We start from the raw sequence: 17,495 nt of genomic DNA, 5'->3' as shown, positions 1-17,495 counted from the left end.
GGACACCTCGGCGCACTGTGCAGGAACGACATGCACCCCGGCCGGAAGTCGGACTATATGCGTCCCACGTGTTGGCCCCTGACTCCCTCGTCCTCGAAGGTCGCTTCCGGGTCCTCCGACCCCTGGGCTCGGGTGGGATGGGCGAGGTGTACCTGGGTGAGCAGGTGTCCCTGGGACGCAAGGTGGCCATCAAGGTCCTCCACCAGGACCTGCACGCCCAGGCCGGCATGGCCGAGCGCTTCAAGCGCGAGGCCCGCCTCCTCTCCGCCGTGGAGCACCCGGCGGTGGTGCACATCGTCGACTTCGGCGAGTCCGGCGACCACGCCTGCCTCGTCATGGAGTTCGTCGAGGGCCAGAGCCTCTACGACGTCCTCCTCCCCGGCCCCATGCCCCCGGGCCGCGCGCTGCCGCTGCTCCAGCAGCTCGCGGAGGGGCTGGCCGCCATCCACGACAAGAGCATCATCCACCGGGACTTGAAGCCGGAGAACGTCTTCATCTCCCCAGGTGCGCGCGGGGAGCAGGCGCGGCTGTTGGACTTCGGCATCGCCCGGCTGGTGGAGCCGGAGGCCGGCAGCGCCGTCAGTCAGGTGGGCGTGGTGCTGGGCACGCCGGAGTACCTCTCCCCCGAGCAGGCCGTGGGCGCGAAGGTGGACACGCGCAGCGACCTCTACTCCTTCGGCGTGCTGATGTACCGCGTGCTGGCCGGCCGGCTGCCCTTCGACGGGCCGTCGCCGCGCCACTTCCTCGCGCAGCACGCCTCGCACGCGCCGCTGCCGCTCGACAGGGCCGCGCCTTCGCTGTCGCGCTACATCGGCCTGCTGTCGCTGGTGATGCGCCTGCTGGAGAAGGACCCGTCGAAGCGGCCGCAGAGCGCGCACGAATTGGCGGACGCGCTGGCCGCGGCGTACTCCGCCCTCTCCGCCTTCACGCCCGGCCTGGGCACCCCCGTCTACATGCCCCAGGGCGCCACGCCGTCCTCCGGCACCGCCGTGTTTGGCGGAGGAGAAGCGGCGGCCTCCTCGGGCCCGAGCGGCACGGCCGTCTTCGCGGGAGGTGCGCCCGCGGCCCCCCAGGGCAGTGGCACCTCGGCCTTCGGCACGGGCCCGTCCGCGCCCGTGGCCTCCATGGCGATGCGCACGGGGACGGCGGCCTTCGGGACACGGCCGTCCGGCAGCGTGCCCTCGGTGTCGGGCAGTGCGTCGGTGGTGAAGCCGCAGAACCTGACGGTGATGCTCACCGACATCCAGGGCTTCGCCGAGCGCACCAGCCGGCAGACGCACGAAGAGAACGCGCGGATGCTGGAGACGCATGACCGGCTGCTGATGCCCCTGGTGAAGGAGCACGAGGGCCGGATGATTCAGAAGCGCGGGGACGCGCTGCTGGTGGTGTTCCGCTCTCCCACGGCGGGCGTGCTGTGCGGCATGGCCATGCAGGACCGGCTGTGGCGGCACAACCAGACGGTGCCGCCGGAGGAGCAGCTCCACGTGCGGGTGTGCCTGCACGCGGGCGAGGTGCTCGTCACGGCCGACACGGTGCTCGGCGAGCCCATGGAGGTGGTGGAGTCGGTGGAGCACGTCGCCGCCGCGGACGAGGTCACCTTCACCGAGGCCGTGAATCTGGCGCGCAACCGCGCCGAGGCCACCGCCGAGCCGTGCGGCACCGTCACCCTCCCCGGCCGTGAGGAACAGCTCCAGCTCTACCGCTGCCAGCGCGCCGAGGAGGGCCCGCCCTTCGGGGACCGCTTCACCGCGGCGAGCGGCATGGTCCGGATGAAGGGGGCACTCTCCTCGCTCGGCTCGCGCGTGACGGCCCTGCCCGTGAAGGAGCGGCTGTCCGCTGGAGTCGTGGCGCTGCGAAAGAACCCGCGCCTGCTGGCGATGCTCGTGGGCGCGCTGGTGCTGGTGGGCGCGAGCGTGGCGTGGGTGGTGCACCAGAACGCCCCGGCCGTGCGCATCCTGGCGCTGCTGGACGAGGGCAAGAAGGACGACGCGCTGGCACGGCTGAAGAAGGTCCCCGAGGACGAGGTGAAGGAACCCTCCATCCGCCGGGCCCGCGCGGCGGTGCTCCATGCGTACGGGGAGCACGACAAGGAATACACGCAGCTCAACGCGCTGGACGACGACGGGCGCGCGGACGTGGAGGACACGGTCCTCGACGGGCTGGCCGAGGACTTCGGGAACGACGAGACCGACGCGAGCCTGCGGAAGGTGCTGGGCAGCCTTCCGAGGAATCGGGTCCTCGGCCACTTCGAGGACCTGGCGGAGGCGACGTCCTCGCCGAAGCAGTGGGGCGCGCTGCGCTACCTGGAGTTCGCCAAGGCCACGGACGGCGTGGACCTGGTGGATGCGTACACCACCGCGCTGGAGTCGAAGGACTGCGGCACCCGCGCACGGGCAGCGGGGCGGCTGGGCGGGCTCGGTGATTCGGACGCCATCCCCGCCCTGACTCGCGTCACCGAGCAGCCTCGCGAGAAGAAGTTCCTCTCCAACGGCAACTGCGGCCACGACGAGGCCGCGGATGCCATCAAGAAGCTGTCGAAGAAGCGCGACTGAAGCAGGGCCTCACCGTCAACGACACGTCTGGGCCAACCTCGGCTGCTCAGTGGTAGTTGATGCAGGACGTGACGCTCTTGTCGCCCGGGTCCGCCACGAGCACGGGCTCATTGGGGACGATTTCCAGCGTGTCGAGCGAAGAGTCCGACCCCGTGCAGACGCCGCGCGCCAGGTTGAAGCCCGGCTTCAGGTCATCCACGTTGATGAAGCCGCCCCACTCCCGCAGCCCCTCCACGAAGCCCGGGGAGAGCCGGGGCACGTAGATGACCACGTGGTTGCGTGCCATTCCGCGCAGGGTGTTCCAGTGGCGGGCCTCGTCCCCGTCGGGCATGCCATCCCCATTCCCGTCCTCGTAGACGAGGAGGTAGGCGAAGCCGATGAGGCCCCCCTGGAAGTCATTGAGCTCCATCTCCTCCGGGGTGTCGACGACGCTCAATTGGTAGTCGAACGGAGGATTCTGGCTCGTCAGCTCCACGCTCTGGTACGAGATGACGTCTCCCTCGCGAGCCCAGTTGTCCCAGGCCAGGGTGACGCGCGTCGTCCCCTGCTTCCTGGCGGGCGCCAGCGACTTCACCTCACCCTGCACCACGTAGCGGGCCTCGCCCACGTAGGTGCCATCCCTCAAGGCCTCTCCACACCCGACAGTGCTCACGAGCGCGAGCATCAGGCCCGGCGACTTCACGAACCGCTTCCATGTCATGACAGGACTCCCTTCCACGAAGCGCGCGCGGCCCGGCCCACGTGCGCGGTGGACGCATGAGAGACCCCCGGCCCGCGCACGGCGGTCAGCCTCACCACCGCAGCCCCAGGCCCGCCGCGAACATCGGCTTCACCGGCGTGCGCACCTCCTCCGGTCCCACCCCCGGAAGTACGCGCAGCCACGACGCCCGCACGCCCGCCTCCGCGCCCATGAAGAAGCCCCGGGGCAGGTGCAGGTCCGCGCGCAGCAGCGTGTCCAGCTGCGGCACCACCTGCCAGCGCCTCGGCGCCAGCCGGCCGAAGAACCGCTGGTCCACGTACGCGGCGCCCAGCCTCGCGCCGCCAGACAGGGAGAAGGGCCCCACGTCGAACACCTTCCGGGCCCCCGCCCGAAGCGCCCCGAACGTGAGTCGCCGCTTGAGGCTCGCGTCGTCGGTGTAGCCCGAGTGCGCGCCTTCCACCTCCGCGTCCAGCGTCAGCGCCGACGTGTCGAGCGACACCTGGACCGTGCCGGACGGAAAGATGGGGAAGTCCTCCAGCAGGCTCGCCGTTCCCCGGCTCCACAGGCTCACCGTCCACGTGCTCCCGCCGCCCCCGCCCTTGCGCACGAGCTGGTCCAGCTCCACCACGCTCCACGACGCCTTCACCAGCTCCAGCGGCGGGCCCTCATCCGCGACGACACGCGCCTCGCGCAGCCGGTCCGGAAGGCGGTGCTGCACGAAGTACGTCCCGGGCACCAACCGCGCCGTGCGCGCCTCGTGGGAGATGCCGGCCTCCAGCACCACCGGGCCATCGCGCCCGCCCTGTCGGAAGAAGTACTGCCCCGCGCCCTCCAGCCGCACCGCCGCCAGCCCCTGGTTGCGCCCCGGCCGCGTGAGCACCAGCTCCGAGCGCCCCTTCAGCTCATACAGATACGTGGGGTGCTGCACGCCGCCCACCGTGGCCACGGTGCTCGCCACCGTGCGGTCCGCGGCGTACTGGTACGCCTCCGCGAGGCTGACGAGCCCATCCGCGCTGGTGTCCGCCACGCCGCGCAGTGCGGCCACCAGGTGGTGCGTGAAGAAGGAGCCCTCCAGCGAGTCCGACTCCTGCGCGCTCTCCCCCGCTGCCGACGAGGAGAGAATCGCGAAGCCCTCGGGCAGGCCGTGTGACTCCACGTCCGGGGGGAGCGCGAAGGGCGCCGCCAGCTTCGTGCCCTTCACGCGCGTGGCCTGCCCTGAGCGGCATGCATCCACCACCAGCAACCGCGCCGCGGCGGCCGAGCCCGACGTGAGGTTGCGCAGCTCCTCCCACGGCAGCAGCGTGCCGCCCAGGTGCAGCGACTCCGCGTCCGCGTGGCCCGAGTAGAAGACGAGCAGCACGCTGGAGCGGTCATGCGCCACCTCCTCGCGGATGCGCGCGTTCATCCGAGCCAGCGCCGTGCGCACGCGGTCCGCATTGGGGTCCGAGAGGACGGTGACGTTCTCCTGCGGGAAGTCCCCCAGGGTGACGAGCACCTCGCGCAGCCGCTCCGCATCGCGTCCGGCGAAGTAGAGCCGGGGCTCGTCCGCGTTGCCCTTGTGTGCGCCCACCAGCAACGCGTAGCGGGCCTCGCTCGCGTGAGCAGCCACGGGCACCACGGCCAGCAGCAAACCCAGCCCCAGCGCCAGAGCGCGGCTCACGGCGTGCCGGCCATGCCCCAGTCGTAGACGCGCACCCGGCAGACTTCCTCGGGCGGCACGCCGCGCGGAGGCTTCTCCGCGCAGGTCAGCAGGCGCATCCGCGTGCGCCCCTCCGGCGTGACGGTGATGCCCATGGGCAGCCAGCCGCCCTGGGGCGCGAGCCCCTCGAAGTACGGGGTCCATTGTCCTTCCTCGTCTCCCTGGAGGATGAGCCACGCGGACGGCGGCGCGCCCTGCACGCGCAGGCGCAGCCGGTCTCCCGCCCTCAGCCCCGCAACCTCTTCCGCGGGGATGCCGTTGACCACGAGCGCCCCCTCGCGCGCAACCGCCACGTCCAGCGACGCGCCGCCCTTCAGCGTCTCTCCGGAGCGCGTCACCGGAGGCGGAGCCCGCACCGCCAGGAACACCCCCACCGCCAGCGCGGGCACAACGGCGAAGGCAGGTACCCACCTCCACGGCGACCACTGCGGGCGCGCGGGCCGGGAAGGCACGGCGGCAAGCAGCGCCTCCGGCACCTTCTCGAACGCCGCCGCCCGCGCCTGCGCATGCTCCGCGTCCACGCGCCCCTTGCACGACGCGCAGGTGGCGAGGTGCGCCTCTGCGGGGACGCGCTCCTCGGCGGGCAGCAGCCCGAGGACCACCTGCGAGACGCGCCACCCGGACAGACAGTCCGCGGACACCTTGGACCTGAGGAACGGCTCAGCCACCATGGCCTGCTTCCTTTCTGCGCTCGCCTTGCAGCATGTGCTCGGCGTGGGCGCGGAACTTCTCCAGCCGGCGGCCCACGGTGCGGCGCGGGACGCCGAGCAGCCCGGCGATTTCCTCGTGCTCCATGCCGTGGATGAAGTAGCAGGCGGCAATCTGCGCCTGCTCGGGGTCCGCCTCGGCCAACACCTTGCGCAGCGCCAGCCCGTCCTCGGGCGAGTGCGGACTGTGAGGCTCCGCGTCCGGCAGGTGTGCGTCGTGCAGTCCCTTGCGCCGGCGCGCGTCGCGCAGCCGGTTGAGGGCGAGGTTGGTGCTCGTGCGGTAGAGGAAGGCGGCCGTGTCCTGCTCGTTGCCGCTGCGCTCGCGGTGCTGCAGGAAGCGGATGAAGGCCTCCTGTGCCACGTCCTCTGCGGCGGCCGGCTCGCCGAGGATGCGCAGCGCACAGCCGCGCACCAGCGCCACATGGCGCCGGTAGAGCGAGGAGATGTCGACCTGGGACGTGGGAGTCATGGCGCCGCACCCTGGAGACACCCGGGCGCGAATCCGCGGACACCCGTGAATGAAAACAGCGCCGCCCGGCCTCCGAGCCATGTGGGCCGGCGTGGGAGCGCCGGCCCTGCTGACGACCGGCGTGGGAGCGCCGGCCCTGCTGACGACCGGCGTGGGAGCGCCGGCCCTACCAATGGACGCCCGGGCGGGAAGCGGGGCTCAGTCGTCGCGGTGGGCGTGGCCCTTCTTCTTCCCCTTGCCGTGGCCATGGCCGTGGTCGTCGTCATCCCAGTCGCCGTCATCGTCCCGGTCGTCGCGACGACCCTTCACCTTCTCGTCCACCTTGAGGAGGTTGCGCGAATACGCGTCGTAGTCGAGGTGGAGGTGGCCCTTCGCGCCGGAGGCGAAGGCGTCGAACTTCACCTTCCACACGTCATTGCCGGTGCGGTGGGCTTCCTTCAGCCGGCACTCGTAGCCGCGCGAGCGGCACTGGCCGAAGCCCAGGTCCACGGCCTCGTTGTAGGACATGGACGAGGGACGCGGCGGCGGGGGCGGAGGAGGAGGCTGCGGGCGCGGCGCGGGACGAGGCAGCGGCCGCGTATGGAGGACACAGCCCGGGGTGAGGAGCAGACCACCTACGAGCAGCAGGGCGATTCGCATGCCGCGTATGACGCCCCAGCGCGGCGTCTCTTCAAAGCCACGCCGGGTGTGGGCGCGCCACTGGAAGGTTACAGGCCTTCAGGGGAAGCGAACGCGGCGAACAGCTCTCCTGCGAGGTAGGCGCGGGTGCCCTTGGCGGCGGGGCGGATGTAGTCATTCAACACCGGTCCGCCCTGGCCGAGCTGGTGCTTCGCGGGCGCGGACAGGTTGAGCCGCCCGCGCGCCACGCCCTTGCCCCCGCGGTGGATGAAGGTGACGGTGCCGTCCGCGTCCACGGCCTCCACGACGCCGATGTGGGTCATCCCGTCGTTGCGGCGGCCGTCGCGGTTGCGGTCATACGTCTCGCGGAAGAAGACGAGGTCGCCCGGGCGCGGTGCCTGGTGGTGCACGGTGCCTACGTCCAGGGCGCGGCGGAAGATGGCGGACACGGCGTTCTCCCCGGCGAGGAAGCCGTGGGCCACCAGGTCGATGCCCGCCGCGAGGTATGCGAGCCGCACGAAGCCGGAGCAGTCATTGGGCACGCTCCGGCTGACGCGGCCGAGGTTGCGCTCACCGACGAGCTGGATGGAGCGCTGGACGATGGAGCGCGCCTGCTCCGTCGGCGACAGCAGCTCGTCCCAGAAGCGACCCGTGGCGCTGGCGGGGCCCGTCACCAGGCTCGCGGCCTGCAGCGCGGCGGCAATCACCCCGGACGTCACCAGCCGCACCTTCTCCTGCTGCGCGGCGGCCGGCTCCACCGGGGCCTCGCGAACCATCGCCGGAGTCGACCCGGGCAGCTCCACCGTCTCCACCGTCACGAGGCCTGCCTGCCCTGCCTCTGCGTGCGGGTTGGCGGGCATCGAGGCCGCGTCCATCACCGCCACCTCGGGCGCCCTCGCCACCGGAGGCTCCGCCGGGCGGGACTTCACGGTGGCACAGCCGACGAGAGCGCACAGGGGGATGGCGGCGAGCAGACGAAGGCGAAGCAACAGCATTCCTCCCGGGGGGTTGTTGGGGCTGCATTCAATCCCACCTCCCGGGCGTGTCGCCAAGAACTCTCCGTGTCATCCCTCCCAGGTGGAGAGCATGTCTCGCACCCGTGCATACCTCTGGAGCAGGGTGGCGCGGTGGGCGCTGAGCATCACCATGGAGCCGATGACGAGCAGGCCCAGCATGAACAGCGACGCCGCGGCGATGCGGTGGTCCCTCATGCCGAAGCGCACCAGATTCGCGGCGATGCACGTCACCAGGAACGCGGTGCCCAGGTACACGTAGGAGCGGATGCGCAGGGCGATGCCGAAGCCCACGCCCGCCACGCAGAGCACCACGCACAGGAGCATGGAGCCGCCGTCGCTGAACATGAGCGGCTTCCACGCGCCGGCCACGTAGATGCCGGTGACGGCGACGGCACGCAGCCGTGCGTAGGTGTCCTCCTCGATGGAGGCGCGGAACACGCGCAGCAGCGCGAGCAGCGAGAGCCCCGCGGGGATGACGTAGTACTGAGGCTCTCCGGTGCCAGTGCCCTGCCACACCAGGAGCAGCGCCGCGTTGAAGGCCATCACCGACGCCAGCGACGCCGGACCCCGGCGCGACGGGTGCGTGCCCAGCGCGGCGAAGTGCGCGGCGTGGCCCACCAGCAGCGCGGCCACCTGGAGCGGCTCGCCCCAGGGCGCCGAGAGCAGACCGGCCAGCGGGAAGAGGAATGCGCCCACCAGCGCGGGCCGGCGGAAGGCCTTCAGTCCCGAGCCCTCGCGCTGGACGAAGTAGTAGAGGCCGGTGAAGAGCGCTCCGCCTACCAGCGCGGCGAGGCTGTCCGCGGGGCCGGGCTTCACGCCCATGCCCAGCAGGCGCACGGAGAGATAGCCCAGCGCGAGCACGCCCTGCGCGAGGTAGGCGGACGTCTCGTCCTCCTCCACGGCCGCGCGGCGCACCAGCGCGAAGAGGAGCACGGCCAGCGAGACGGAGGCGACGAGCGCCTCGCGCAGGCCGTCCCCGGTGGCTCCCAGCAACGACAGACCCAGCAGCACCTCGGTGAGCGCGACGACGGTGAAGCCGTGTCCCACGCCGCGGCGCCACGGCTTCCCCGCCACGAACAGCGCCAGCGTGGCGAGCAGCGCGCTGGCGGCACCGAAGTACGGGAGGATGAAGTCCGAGCCCCGCCCGGACGAGTGCACCGCGCCCAGGTGCATCAGCCACCCGTGCACGGCCGCGAGCGAGGCCAGCCAGCCCACCACCTCGCGCTCGCGGCGCCGCAGCACCACGGCCCACGCGGCACCCAGTCCGAAGAGGATGCACAGCGGCGTGCCCATGTGCTCCAAGTCCCGCAGTCCCGCCAGCGACAGCAGCGACAGCACCCAGCCGCCGTGGTGCAGCGCCGCGCCCACGCGCAGGCCGCGCCCGTCCAGCCACGTGCCCAGCAGGCACAGCGCCAGCCCCGCCCCGCTGACCACCGCGGGCGCCCACAGCGGCGGCACGGCGGCGATGAGCGACAGGCCCAGCAGCCCGGTGGCCACGTTGGCCATCCACCGCGTGCGCGCCACCATGAGGACGCACGACGTCAGCCCCGCGCCCAGCGCCACGGGCAGCGCCAGTGCACCCGGGCCCGTGACCAGCAGCCGCCCCACCAGCAGCAGCCCCAGCGAGCCCGCGCCACCCACCCACAGCGGCTCGCTCCACGTGCCCTCCAGCTCCGGCAGCACACGGGCGAAGGCAGCGGCGAGCGCGCGCTGCACGCGACCGGACTGGCACACGGCGGACAGCAGCGCCGCGCCCAGCGCCACGGCGACGATGGGCAGCCCCGCCTCGGGCCGCCATTCCAGGAAGGCATGCGTGCTGACCTGACCCACGGGCGCCAGCGCCAGGGCCCACACGGCGGGGGTGAGCAGCCACCGGCGAGACAGCAGGAACGCAGCGGCGGCGAGCACGGCGGCCAGCACGGCCAGGTGCAGGGGCGTGGGCTGTCCCAGCCCCAGCAGCACCTCGATGAGCGCGACGACGGTGAAGCCGTGCCCCACGCCCCGGCGCCACGGCTTCCCCGCCACGCGCATCGCCAGCGTGGCGAGCAGCGCGCTGGCGGCGCCAAAGTACGGGAGGCACGGGAGGATGAACTCCGAGCCCCGCCCGGGCGAGTACACCGCACCCAGGTGCATCAACCACCCGTGCACGGCGGCGAGCGAGGCCAGCCAGCCCACCACCTCGCGCTCGCGGCGCCGCAGCACCACGGCCCACGCGGCGCCCAGCCCGAAGAAGATGCACAGCGGCGTGCCCACGTGCTCCAAATCCCGCAGGCCCGCCAGCGACAGCAGCGACAGCACCCAGCCGCCGTGGTGCAGCGCCGCGCCCACGCGCAGGCCGCGCCCGTCCAGCCACATGCCCAGCAGGCACAGTGCCAGCCCCGCGCCGCTGACCACCGCGGGCGCCCACAGCGGCGGCACGGCGGCGATGAGCGACAGGCCCAGCAACCCGGTGGCCACGTTGGCCATCCACCGGGTGCGCGCCACCATGAGGACGCACGACGTCAGCCCCGCGCCCAGCGCCACGGGCAGCGCCAGTGCGCCCGGGCCCGTGTCCAGCAACCGCCCCACCAGCAGCAACCCCAGCGAGCCCGCGCCGCCCACCCACACCGGCTCGCTCCACGTGCCCTCCAACTCCGGCAGCACACGGGCGAAGGCGGCGGCGAGCGCGCGCTGCACGCGGCCGGACTGGCACGCGGCGGACAGCAGCGCCGCACCCAGCGCCACGGCGACGATGGGCAACCCCGCCTCGGGCCGCCACTCCAGGAGGGCATGCGTGCTGACCTGGCCCACGGGCGCCAGCGCCAGGGCCCACACGGCGGGGGTGAGCAGCCACCGGCGAGACAGCAGGAACGCGGCGGCGGCGAGCACGGCGGCCAGTCCGACCAGGTGCAGGGGCGTGGGCTGTCCCAGCACGGGCAGCACCGCGAAGGCGAGCGCCGTGAAGACGGCCGCGGGCCGCAACACCGCGTCCGGCTCACACCGGAAGAAGGACCACAGCGCGGCGGGCCGGTGATGCGATGCCAGGGCGAGCGCCAGCAGCAGTCCAGTGACGACGGGCCGCGCCTCCGGCACGAAGAGGAGGAACAGCGCGGCGCCACAGACGCGCAGGAAGGGTCGCGGCCCCGGCATCAGCGCCAGCGCGGCGGTGAGGAAGTACACGGGGCCGGAGCCCGCCCACGGAGTCAGGAGCAGCAGCGGCGTCACCACCGCGAGCGCACCCTGCATCCACACGGACAGCTCGCGCCGGGGCTTCTCCTCCCGCGAGCGCAAAAGCAGCGAGGCCACGGCCGGGAAGTGCTCCGCGGCGCGCACCACGGCCAGGGCCACCAGCGGCAGCACCTGCACCCACGCGGGCGGCGTCCCGCCCACCACGGCGATGCCCACCAGGGTGTAGGGCACCATGAGGGCGGCGAAGAAGGGCATCCGGTTGGCGCGCGTCCACAGCAGCGGCATCACCAGCGTGCCCGCCACCAGCAGCGGCAGTCCCGCCTCGTCCCACTGCACCACGCTGAAGCCCAGCACGATGACGGCGGCCAGCGTGGCCACCAGGGCGAAGCGCCGGCCACCCGCGCCGATGCGCAGCACGGCGGGCACCTCCTCCAGCACGGCGAGGATGCTCAGCACGGCGGCCAGCGCAAGCATCGCCACTGGGCCCACGTCGGCGAGGGCGACGGCGGCGTACAGCGAGGCCACGCCGACGCTGAGGCTCGCGGGCAGCGCACGCGCGGTGAGCAGGGCCGCGAGCGCCGCCGCGAGCATCAGGGGCACGTGCTGCCCCGAGCCGGCGGCCACGGGGACCAGCGAGAAGAGGAGCGCCACCAGCGCCGCCGTGGTGGTGCTGGCGCTCTTGCCCCAGCGCACGGCGGAGAGCGAGGTGCCCAGCGACCATAGCACGAACAGCGACGCGGACAGGCCCGGAGACATCCACCCGCTCCAGGGCTCGTAGACGCCGCGCAGGTCGGGCAGCAGCGCGAGCGCGGCGATGATGACCGCGAGCGGCCGCACGACGGGGAACGTGCGCGACGTCACGGCGACGGCGGCCGCGGCGGTGAGCACCACCAGTCCCAGTCCCTGCACCTCGGACGCCACGCCCCAGGTCAGCGCGAGCACGGCATAGAGGACGGCGGGCAGCCCCAGCAGCCGCGCCAGCCCGCCCCGCTCTCCCAGCAGCGCGAGGCCGAGCGCGACGAAGGCGAGCGCGGGCGCCACCGCGTCCGGAGATACCTGGCCGGCCAGCTTCGGCAGGGCCGCCGCGGCGAGGAGCGCGGCGAACGCCATGGCCGGCGCGCTCTGCACCGCCCAGGCGGCGACGATGGCCGCGGCGCCGCACAGCACCACGCCCGTCACGGACACCGCGCCGCCGCCGGAGATGCCCATCAGGAAGCCGACAGACGCCGTCACCCCCACGACGGAGGCGAGCAGCCACCGCGTGCGCGAGGTGCACAGCAGGCTCACGCCGGCGAGCACCAGCGCCAGCGCACCGGACACGACGGACGCGCCCGGAGCGCCCAGCACGATGGCGGCGTGGAGTGGCAGCAGCAGCGCCAGGCCGGCGCCCACGGCGGTCAGGTAGAAGCGCTCCACCAGCAGGCCCGCCGTCAGGCACACCAGGCACATGCCGAGCGCGCTCCAGAAGGCCGGGCGCGAGTCGGGACCCGCCATGCCATAGAAGGCGAACAGCGGGCTGGCCACGGCGGTGGCGCGCAGCAGCACCTCCGCGAAGGCGAGGTCGCGCGCGTTGCCCGTGCGCTCACCGCGCCACAACCGCATCACCGCGAGCACGACGCCCGCGGTGACGAAGGGCAGCGCGGACAGCGCGCCGTACTGGAGGGGCAGCGCGTCGGTGACGGGGTAGCCGAGCCGCCCCTTGAGCGCGTCGATGAAGCGCTTCACCGGACCCGGGATGAGCTGCGCGCTGGAGGCGTAGGCGAAGTAGGTGCTGGCGTAGGCGCCGTACACCCACGGCAGCCGGGCGAGGCCACCGCGCGCCAGCGTCACCAGAGTCCACGTGAGCACGGCGGCGGTGACGAAGAACGCGGGCGCGGGGGCCGTCGCGGCGGCGACCAGCGAGGCCACCTGGAGGGAGACCACGCCGAGCGCGAGCGTGTCGGCGGTGCGCTCGGGCTCCAGCGTGCGGAAGCGCAGGGCCGTGGCGAGCAGGATGGCGACGAAGGGCGCATACGAGCCCGGCACGGGCTCCAGGTCCACGCCCACCAGGGCCACGTGCAGTCGCACCGAGTAGAGGGCGAGGAGGTAGAGCGGCGCCGCCACGGCGAAGACGAGCGCGGCGCTCTTGCGCGGCTCCGGAGTCGGGCGCGAGGAGAGGACGAAGAAGAGCGCGCAGGGCAGGAGGTTGAGCCACGGCGCGGCGCCGCCGAGCTTCGCGGCGAGCGGGGCCAGCCCCATCATCAACGTGCTCGCGGCGAGGACGGCCTGCACGAGCGACCGGGATGGGGCGTCGAGGGACTCGGCCGGCTTGCGCACGAGGACGGCGGCGATGCCAGACCACGCCAGCAACATGGGGATGAGCAGCAGGGGGCCCACGCCGCCGAAGTGGAGCGCCTCGCCCATGTCCAGGGGTCCGAGCGCAATGCCCGCGAGCGGCGCGGCGGCCGAGCCGATGAGGCCCAGGATGTGGCCGGGGTTGCGCAGCGCCTCGCGCCGGGCGAGGTACGCGCCCCAGATGGAGAAGCCGGCGGAGTACCCGGCCGTCATGCCGAAGACGGTGAGCGAGCGGAGGCTGGAGGACATCCCCGCCCAGCTCTCGAAGACGAAGTAGAGGGTGCCCGAGAGGATGAGGAAGGCACCGACGAACCACATGATGCTCTCGTAGAGGAACGGCCTCCACACCCGGTTCCAGGTGGAGGTCTCCTCGACGAGGCGCGCGGTGGCGGTGCGCGGCTGCGGAGGCTCCGCGTACGCCTCGGCCGGATTCGGAGGCAGCGGCAGGCGGCGGGGACGGGGCAGCCCCGGTGCGCGCGCCTTGGGCTCGCGGGCCGGCTCTTCCCGCGTGTTGTCTTGCGTTGGCTCTGGCGACGAAGCCACGGGCTCCGCCGAAGCGGCGGGCTCCGCGACGGGTCCAACAGCTTCCGTCGAAGCAGCAGGCTCAGCCGTGCGCCCTTCCACCGACTCCGCGACGGGTTCCGTCGAAACAGGCTCCACCGGCTCCGCGACGGGTTCCGTCGAAGCAGGCTCCACCGACTGCGCGACAGGCGCCACGGCTTCAGCCGAAGCAGCCGCCTCCACCCGCGCCACCGCGTCCACCGGGACCGGCGCGGCCACGGGCTCGGGTGGGGCCACCACGGCCTCGCTCGTCACGGGAGCGCGGCCCATCGCATCCAGGGGCATCTCCGTGAGCACGGAGAGGAGGATGCGGGCCTGTCGCTCGTACCGCTCGGAGAGGAACCGCGACACGTTGCGCGGAACGTCGGAAGAGTCCCAGCGCTTCAGCTCATCGAGCAGGAAGTGCACATGCGCGAGCTCGGCCTCCACGGCGTTGCGCGGACGCATCGCCATCGTGGTGCCACACAGCGCGCAATGTTGGGCGTTGCCAAGCCGTTCCTGCCGGCAGTCAGGGCAGTACATATCCCCCCTCGATACAACGGACGTGCCACGGAGGATGCCCCGGAATCCAGGCCCATGGAAATCAGCCCCCTCTGGGACGCCATGCACCGGTGCATCGTCCCGGTGTCACCTGTGCACCGGGGTGCACACCGGGTGCGCGCTCCGGAACGCACCTCACGCGGCCGCTGGCCCTCCGGCGCGGGCTGTGGAACGTTGCGGTCCCCATGAGCACGAGCACGGAAACCCTGGTCCTCCGTCCCATCGAGCCCCGGGACGACGCGGCGGTGGCCTCCATCATCCGCACGGTGATGCCGGAGTTCGGCGCGGACGGCCCCGGCTTCGCCATCCACGACCCGGAGGTGGCGACGATGAGCGCGGCCTACTCGCGTCCCCGTCATGCCTACTTCGTGGTGGAGCGGAACGGCCACGTCATCGGCGGCGCCGGAATCGCTCCACTGGAAGGTGGAGACCCCGGCGTCTGCGAGCTGCGCAAGATGTACTTCCTCCCCGAGGCCCGTGGCCTGGGAGCGGGCGAGCGCATGCTCCGCCACTGCCTGGCCTTCGCGCGCGAGGCGGGCTTCCAGCGCTGCTACCTGGAGACGCTCGCGGGAATGAAGCAAGCGCAGAAGCTCTACCGGCGCCTGGGCTTCGAGTCACTGTGCGCGCCCATGGGCAAGACGGGCCACTTCGGCTGCGACAACTGGTACGCGCTGGACCTGACGAAGCCGCCCGCCTGAACTTCCAGGTCACCTCTCCGTCAACAGACCCTCGCTCCCCTGCCCTACCAGCGGGCCCCGGAGCGAACCGGGGCCATGTCCTCCGTCGTCCCCACCTTTGGGGGACCCAGGAGGCAGACCATGGCGAAGAAGCAGGACAAGGGACGAGCGAACGCACCGGAGACCCAACCCCGAAGGGCGGACTCCGGAGACGTGTCGGGCCAGGGGCGTGAGCGCCGGGAAGACACGGACGTCTACCCCGCCAATCGCAACGCGGGGGACTTCGGCACCCACGGTGGCCCCAACAAGAGCAGCGAAGCGCGCTCGGATGACGTCGACGCGAAATAGCAGGACGTCCAGCCGGCGCGCCCCCACGAGGGTGAGTGCGCGCACGGTCCGCCAGCCCCCGGAGCTGGAGCAGCTTCCGTCCCCGGGGGTGGTGGCCGAGCCGCCGCCCCGCGAGGACAAGGCCCCCTTCGACATCGACGAGGTGCTTGGTCGCATCCGCGAGGAGGTCCGCCACTTCGCGGACGCCGCGATGTTCGCGCTGGCCGCCAACGGGCATGACTCGCTCTTCGAGCAACTCGTGGCCTGCATCCTCTCCATCCGCACGCGGGACGAGGTGAGCCTGCCGGTATCGCTCGCGTTGCTGGGCCGCGCGTCCACGCCCGACGCCCTGGCCCGGCTCACTCCCGATGAGATTGACGACATCATCCAGCCCGTCACCTTCCACGAGCCGAAGGCGCGTCAACTCCACGCCATCGCCGTGCGCACGCGCGACGAGTTCGGCGGCACGCTGCCGTGTGACGCGCAGGTGCTCCAGTCCTTCAAGGGCGTGGGCCCCAAGTGCGCGCACCTGGCGCTCGGCATCGCCTGCGGGCACGAGGCCATCAGCGTGGACATCCACGTGCACCGCGTGACGAACCGGTGGGGCTACGTGCGCGCCCGCTCGCCGGAGCAGACGCTGGCCGCGCTGGAGACGCAGCTGCCCCGCGCGTACTGGGTGGAAATCAACCGGCTGCTGGTGCCCTTCGGCAAGCACGTGTGCACGGGCACGCGGCCCAGGTGCTCCACGTGCCCGGTGCTGAAGTACTGCCGTCAGGTGGGCGTGACGGACCCGCGCTGAAGCGGGCTACCGGTCCCGCCCCACCAGCTGCGTGGTCCGCCGGGCCAGGCGTCGCCACGGGTTGGTACGGCCCCCGTTCTCCAGGGTGATTTCCTTCGAGTGGCGCAGGTCCTTCGCCCAGCACCGCTCCAGCTTCCGGACGAACTCCGGGTCGCTCATCACCAGCGAGCCCTCACCCAGCTTGTTGAGCGACAGCACGTCCAGGTTGGTGGAGCCCACCACCGCGAGCCAGTCGTCGACGATGATGGTCTTCGAGTGGAGCATCGACGGCTGGTACTCCCAGATGCGCACGCCCGCATCCAGCAGTCGCTCGTACGTGGAGCGCTGCGACGCGCGGATGATGGGCACGTCGTGGATGGGCCCGGGCCCGAGCACGCGAATCTCCACGCCCTGCCGGCACTTCTCCTCGAGCTGCTCCAGAATCGCGTTGGGCGGGGTGAAGTACGCGTTGGCAATCCACAGCCGCTCGCGCGCGGCGGCGATGACGAGGCGGACCATGCGCTCGGCATCCGTGACGCCCAGCTTGCCCGCGCTGTCGACGAAGCCCGCGCTCGCAGGCCCCTCCGACTCCTGGTCCTCCACCTCCGGGAAGGCGCTCGGCGGCAGCAGCCCGCCACCGGACTCCTGCCAGTGGCGTGAGAAGGACAGCTGCATGCGGCGCACCTCGGAGCCCTCGACGCGCACGTTGGTGTCGCGCCACTCCTCGGGCTTGAGGCCGTCGCCCTCCCACACCTTCCAGATGCCGAAGCCGCCCGTGTAGCCGATGCGCCCATCGACGACGACAATCTTGTTGTGGGTGCGCCCCAGGAGCCGGCCCACCACCTTGCCCGCGAGCAGCCGGTAGTAGTGCACCTCCACGCCGGCCTCGGTGAGCCGCTTCTCCACCTGCAGGTCGAAGTCCTTGTCCCCGCTGACCTCTTCGCTGCCCACCGGGTCCACCACCACGCGGCACTGCACGCCCGCGCGCGAGCGCTCCACCAGCGCCTCGACGATGCGGTCCGACAGCTCGCAGGGCCGCCAGATGTAGACGAGGATGTGGATGCTCTGCTTCGCGCCGCGGATGTCCTGCAGCATGCGCTCGAAGACAGTGCCGTTCTCCAGCAGCTCCAGCTTGTGGCCGGGAATCATCCCCACGCCCACGGACTGGTAGAGCGAGAAGGAAAACCCCTCGGGCCCGGGGGGCAACTCGAAAGGCCCCCGCATCTCGTGCCGGGCCCGCTCCTTGTCGCTGTCGAGGAAGTGCGAGCCCGCCTGGGGCACCATCTCCTCCAGTTCCTGCATTTCGTCCATGCGCCGCAACGTGGGGACGCTTCCCTGCCCCTGCCACC

At 72.3% G+C, this 17,495-nt stretch carries 12 protein-coding genes; 4 read left to right on the top strand and 8 right to left on the bottom strand.

Features of this window, described 5'->3' with window-relative positions; all coding sequences use genetic code 11:
* The first annotated feature begins 68 nt into the window (after positions 1–68).
* The gene (locus G4D86_RS47725; RefSeq protein WP_164002221.1) at positions 69–2,552 is read left to right on the top strand and encodes a protein kinase domain-containing protein; all 2,484 of its coding nucleotides are present in this window, start codon (positions 69–71) and stop codon (positions 2,550–2,552) included.
* A 46-nt stretch (positions 2,553–2,598) separates the two neighbouring features.
* Here the strand turns inward: G4D86_RS47725 and G4D86_RS47720 are convergent, their stop codons facing one another.
* From G4D86_RS47720 to G4D86_RS52410, 7 genes are all read right to left on the bottom strand, one after another.
* Positions 2,599–3,252 carry a glycoside hydrolase family 71/99 protein gene (locus G4D86_RS47720; protein WP_164002220.1) on the bottom strand — a complete coding sequence of 218 codons (654 nt, stop codon included), beginning with the start codon at positions 3,250–3,252 and terminating at the stop codon, positions 2,599–2,601.
* Positions 3,253–3,343: 91 nt separating this feature from the next.
* Entirely contained in the window at positions 3,344–4,912 is a 1,569-nt protein-coding gene (locus tag G4D86_RS47715) for a caspase family protein (protein WP_164002219.1), read from the bottom strand.
* Positions 4,909–5,622 (bottom strand): anti-sigma factor family protein, encoded by a 714-nt coding sequence (locus G4D86_RS47710; RefSeq protein ID WP_164002218.1) that lies wholly within the window; start codon positions 5,620–5,622, stop codon positions 4,909–4,911. Before G4D86_RS47710 ends, G4D86_RS47715 begins: the two co-directional genes overlap by 4 nt.
* Complete coding sequence (locus tag G4D86_RS47705; RefSeq protein WP_164002217.1) at positions 5,612–6,127, bottom strand: RNA polymerase sigma factor; 516 nt, start codon at positions 6,125–6,127, stop codon at positions 5,612–5,614. Before G4D86_RS47705 ends, G4D86_RS47710 begins: the two co-directional genes overlap by 11 nt.
* A gap of 198 nt (positions 6,128–6,325) precedes the next feature.
* Complete coding sequence (locus G4D86_RS47700; RefSeq protein ID WP_240360885.1) at positions 6,326–6,766, bottom strand: hypothetical protein; 441 nt, start codon at positions 6,764–6,766, stop codon at positions 6,326–6,328.
* Between the two features lie 68 nt (positions 6,767–6,834).
* Positions 6,835–7,740, bottom strand: coding sequence for a CHAP domain-containing protein (locus G4D86_RS47695; RefSeq protein WP_164002216.1), 906 nt, complete (start codon positions 7,738–7,740; stop codon positions 6,835–6,837).
* 69 nt (positions 7,741–7,809) lie between these two features.
* Positions 7,810–14,277, bottom strand: a complete 6,468-nt coding sequence (locus G4D86_RS52410) for a ribonuclease E domain-containing protein (protein ID WP_205520382.1) — start codon at positions 14,275–14,277, stop codon at positions 7,810–7,812.
* A gap of 272 nt (positions 14,278–14,549) precedes the next feature.
* On the opposite strand from G4D86_RS52410, the gene G4D86_RS47685 reads away from it, so the two are divergent.
* From G4D86_RS47685 to G4D86_RS47675, 3 genes are all read left to right on the top strand, one after another.
* Positions 14,550–15,062: a GNAT family N-acetyltransferase gene (locus G4D86_RS47685; RefSeq protein WP_164002215.1), complete on the top strand. Its 513-nt coding sequence runs from the start codon at positions 14,550–14,552 to the stop codon at positions 15,060–15,062.
* A 120-nt stretch (positions 15,063–15,182) separates the two neighbouring features.
* A complete protein-coding gene (locus G4D86_RS47680) occupies positions 15,183–15,389 on the top strand; it encodes a hypothetical protein (protein ID WP_164002214.1) in 207 nt (68 codons plus the stop codon).
* 31 nt (positions 15,390–15,420) lie between these two features.
* Positions 15,421–16,167, top strand: coding sequence for an endonuclease III domain-containing protein (locus G4D86_RS47675; RefSeq protein WP_240360884.1), 747 nt, complete (start codon positions 15,421–15,423; stop codon positions 16,165–16,167).
* 6 nt (positions 16,168–16,173) lie between these two features.
* Here G4D86_RS47675 and G4D86_RS47670 read toward each other — a convergent pair whose 3' ends face one another.
* Complete coding sequence (locus tag G4D86_RS47670; protein WP_164002212.1) at positions 16,174–17,457, bottom strand: phospholipase D-like domain-containing protein; 1,284 nt, start codon at positions 17,455–17,457, stop codon at positions 16,174–16,176.
* Positions 17,458–17,495 lie beyond the last annotated feature (38 nt).

This window comes from Pyxidicoccus caerfyrddinensis, assembly GCF_010894405.1.
GTDB classification, from domain to species: domain Bacteria; phylum Myxococcota; class Myxococcia; order Myxococcales; family Myxococcaceae; genus Myxococcus; species Myxococcus caerfyrddinensis.
The sequence above is the reverse complement of the archived record's forward strand: the minus strand, read 5'-3'. Positions and strand labels throughout refer to the sequence as shown.